The organism is Fulvivirga kasyanovii (assembly GCF_009711405.1).
Classification (GTDB): domain Bacteria; phylum Bacteroidota; class Bacteroidia; order Cytophagales; family Cyclobacteriaceae; genus Fulvivirga; species Fulvivirga kasyanovii.
This window is the reverse complement of the sequence record NZ_SMLW01000255.1, coordinates 1-3293: the sequence shown is the minus strand read 5'-3', so window position 1 is coordinate 3293 and position 3293 is coordinate 1. Positions and strand designations below refer to the sequence as shown.

Annotated in this window: 4 protein-coding genes; 2 read left to right on the top strand and 2 right to left on the bottom strand. The window is 37.7% G+C overall.

The genetic code is table 11. The features are described from left to right. Positions 1-545: 545 nt before the first annotated feature. Positions 546-1283, bottom strand: coding sequence for an SDR family oxidoreductase (locus E1163_RS01520; RefSeq protein WP_155168762.1), 738 nt, complete (start codon positions 1281-1283; stop codon positions 546-548). 113 nt (positions 1284-1396) lie between these two features. Here E1163_RS01520 and E1163_RS01515 point away from each other — a divergent pair, with 113 nt between their 5' ends. Both E1163_RS01515 and E1163_RS01510 read left to right on the top strand, forming a co-directional pair. Continuing rightward, complete coding sequence (locus tag E1163_RS01515; protein WP_155168761.1) at positions 1397-1726, top strand: winged helix-turn-helix transcriptional regulator; 330 nt, start codon at positions 1397-1399, stop codon at positions 1724-1726. A gap of 274 nt (positions 1727-2000) precedes the next feature. After that, positions 2001-2738, top strand: coding sequence for a hypothetical protein (locus E1163_RS01510; RefSeq protein WP_155168760.1), 738 nt, complete (start codon positions 2001-2003; stop codon positions 2736-2738). Between the two features lie 91 nt (positions 2739-2829). Here the strand turns inward: E1163_RS01510 and E1163_RS01505 are convergent, their stop codons facing one another. Beyond that, positions 2830-3144, bottom strand: coding sequence for a hypothetical protein (locus E1163_RS01505; protein WP_155168759.1), 315 nt, complete (start codon positions 3142-3144; stop codon positions 2830-2832). Between the last annotated feature and the right edge of the window lie 149 nt (positions 3145-3293).

Sequence of the window (3293 nt, the reverse complement as noted above, 5' to 3'; positions counted from 1 at the left end):
TATATTGGCAGGGTTTATATTGTATTGGGGAGTAAAACGCATCAAATAAGGATTATCATTGTAAAATGAAACATACCATAAGAAAATACTACCTGTTTCAATTAGTAGTTTGCTTTATATGGTGCTTTATCCTCATTAATACAATCGGTTTTATCAACAATATTGATAAACGCGCGGCAAGCCAACTCATTCTAATTTCTTTCGTTGGCTCACTAATATTTAGTGCACTCAACGGAATCACCAACGCTTTAAATTTCACCTTCGTAAGGCTAAACGACAAGTTTATAGCATTTTACATACCCATAATATTTTGGGGCCTCCCTTCGATTTACGTCCTTGTCTCAATATTTAAAAGTCAAAAATTGCAAACAACGGATTGGTTCTTGCTCGCAATTTACATAGAGCCCATACTATACAACTTGAAAATAAAAACTGTTGCCGGCGGCACAATACTGAATCGCTGAGTAAAACTCTGCCTGGGAGCGTGAAGCCCTCCCTGGAAGCCATAGCTACAGAGCTTTATTTGTTCTTGTGGAGATCGCTCATCACATAGTAGTACCTCCATCCACAATAATCTTTTCATTTCGCAAGACCAGAGATTTCTCTGACACCAAAAACTCTAAAACGGGAGCCATGTCTTTTGGATTTAAAATTCTCCCAATGGGTGAAGTATTAGAAAAATGCTCCAATAAGTCTTTGATGGCTTCATCGCTCATACCTGATTTCTGCTGAATCGGACTTTCAGTAACGCCGGGTGCAAGAATGTTTGTACGGATACCTCTTTGAGCCAACTCCACATTAAGAACTCCGGCTAAACTCTCCAAAGCGGCTTTGCTGGCTGTATAAACGCTGGTCAGGGCAAAGGCTTTGAAAACAACTATTGAAGAAGTTAAAACGATGCTCGAAGGATTATTCATGATCGGAAGAAACTTTTGAACTGTAAAGAAGGCCCCTTTGAAGTTAATATTCATAGTCTCATCAAACAGTTCCTCAGTAGTAGTTTCAAAACTCTCCGATTTAAAAATTCCTGCATTAACAAATAACCCATCGATTTTCCCAAACTTATCTTTTACTACTTCTACCAGGCTATCCATATCGTTGAGGTTGGAGGTGTCGGATAAAAATCCCGTTGCCCGGTCACCCAATTGATCCAAAGCAAGTTTCATATTCTTGTCAGACCTACCTGTAATAATTACCTTATATCCGTTTGCTAAAAGATACTCAGCACAGGCAAATCCAATACCTGTTGTTCCGCCAGTAATCAAAATTGTTTTCGTATTCATTTCTTAAAATTTTTTAGCAAAACAAAATAGTAACTTACTTTGCCGCAAGAACTTACTGTAAAGTAAGGTACTTACCTCACTGACAGAAATATTGTAAACCAGACAATTACGGAATGAAAAAAGATGAAAAAAAATACGATAACGCTGACGAATGTCCGATCACGGTCTTCATGGATAAAATCGGCGGTAAGTGGAAGCCAGTAATTGTGTGGTTGCTGTTGAACAATGGGACAATGCGATTCAATGAGCTGGATAAAGCCATTAACGGAATTACGCAAAAGATGCTTTCGCAACAGCTCAAAGATTTGGAATTTGAAAATATTATCAAGCGAGTATCCTACCCTGTCATTCCTCCCAAAGTAGAGTACAGCCTTACTGATAAAGGAAAAACACTTTCAGAACTCCTGGAGGGAATAATGCAGTGGAGTAAAACAAACCTTTAAGGGTGAGTCTGCTCTAAAAAAAGAAGCATCAGCTAATGAAACTCCTGATCCCTGTAAAATTCCGTGTTTGCAGGGACTAACTTTTCCTGATGACCAAAACTCCCCCAATCAATACCACCGCTCCAAATCTAAGTTAAAGTACACCCGGATTATCTGCTATAAAATGACTCTTGTAAAAATAGAATCTCCGGAGAGCTTCTATAGCGAATTTATATTTTAAGAATAATTTATTTTAATTTACAAGCTTGTTTGATTTTTATAATTTACTCCGTTCATGCGTCTATTTTTTGCTTTAATTATTTCAGTCCTGACCATTGGGTGTACTGGCTATCAACATGTATCAAGTCCGGTTTATGCACCGTTAAGCAACAAAAAAGGTGAAGCTAAAATTAACTTAGACTTCAATAATGTGCAGGCGGGGTATGCCTTTTCTGATAAGTTTTCTGTCTTTGCAACAGGATTTATAAGAAAAAACAGAACATCAACATTTGACAAAAAAGAGGGGTCGGGTGACCTGTTATATTCAGAATTTACAAGAGAAGTGAACCTGGGGTTAGGTTATTATACAAAACGAGGTAATTTAATTTATGAGCTTCTGGCGGGTATTGGTGCAGGCAGTCTGCGTTATAAAATGACAGAAGACTTCACTAATGAATATCGGTTTGATCTGCATGCACACAAAGCTATCGCTTTCCTCCAACCTGACGTTGGCATCAACCTCAATAATAGATTCGAATTTGGCTTATTTACACGTTTTGGCTTATACCGTTATTACATTCTTGACACAGACACGTATGGTACATACAGCAAGGAACCTGACGCACCTCCACTATTAAACCGGAATACCGCTAACTTTATTTTCACAGAACCTGGTCTAGTAATCAGAGCTGGTGGTGAAATGTTTAAGTTTCAGGCTATGGTTTCCCACAACTTCAAGCTTTCACAAGAACCTATCAGATATAGGAAGGTAAATGTCCATTTAGGCTTCTTTTTCAATTTTGATGCTTTTTAACGAAGCAGCTTTTTCCCGTTGTATATGGTGCAGAGTCCCGTGGCCGGAGACTGTGCCGGGAAGGAAGGGTTTAAATATGTCGTTAACACTACTACATAGTAGCCAAAAGCCCCACAGGAATAATCAAATAGATTACTGCAAAAATATTGATACTAAGGGCCAGCTTTCTACAATAGTTTTTCTTTTTCATTCCGATGATACTCAAAACAAGTGAAATCAATGCAAGTGCTAAAAAGATCAATACCTTAAACCCTCCTGCAAAGATAGCCGGTGAAATATCACCCGCTGTACTCGCCAACGCCTCTTGAATGGCATAATAGGTTGATATATCCCAATGTAACTTCACAAAAACAACAATTATAGAAAATACTATTGAAATTAAGGATAAATGTTTTCCTGTCCTCATCTATTTACTTTGGTGTTACTCCTTTCATACCTAACTCACTGTAACTTTAAAAGCTAAATAAAGTTGTAATTTATTGATTATGCTATTCAAATCACACATCAGTCCTCTTATATGTTGCGGATAAGCTCAACATACTGATATTTGTAGTC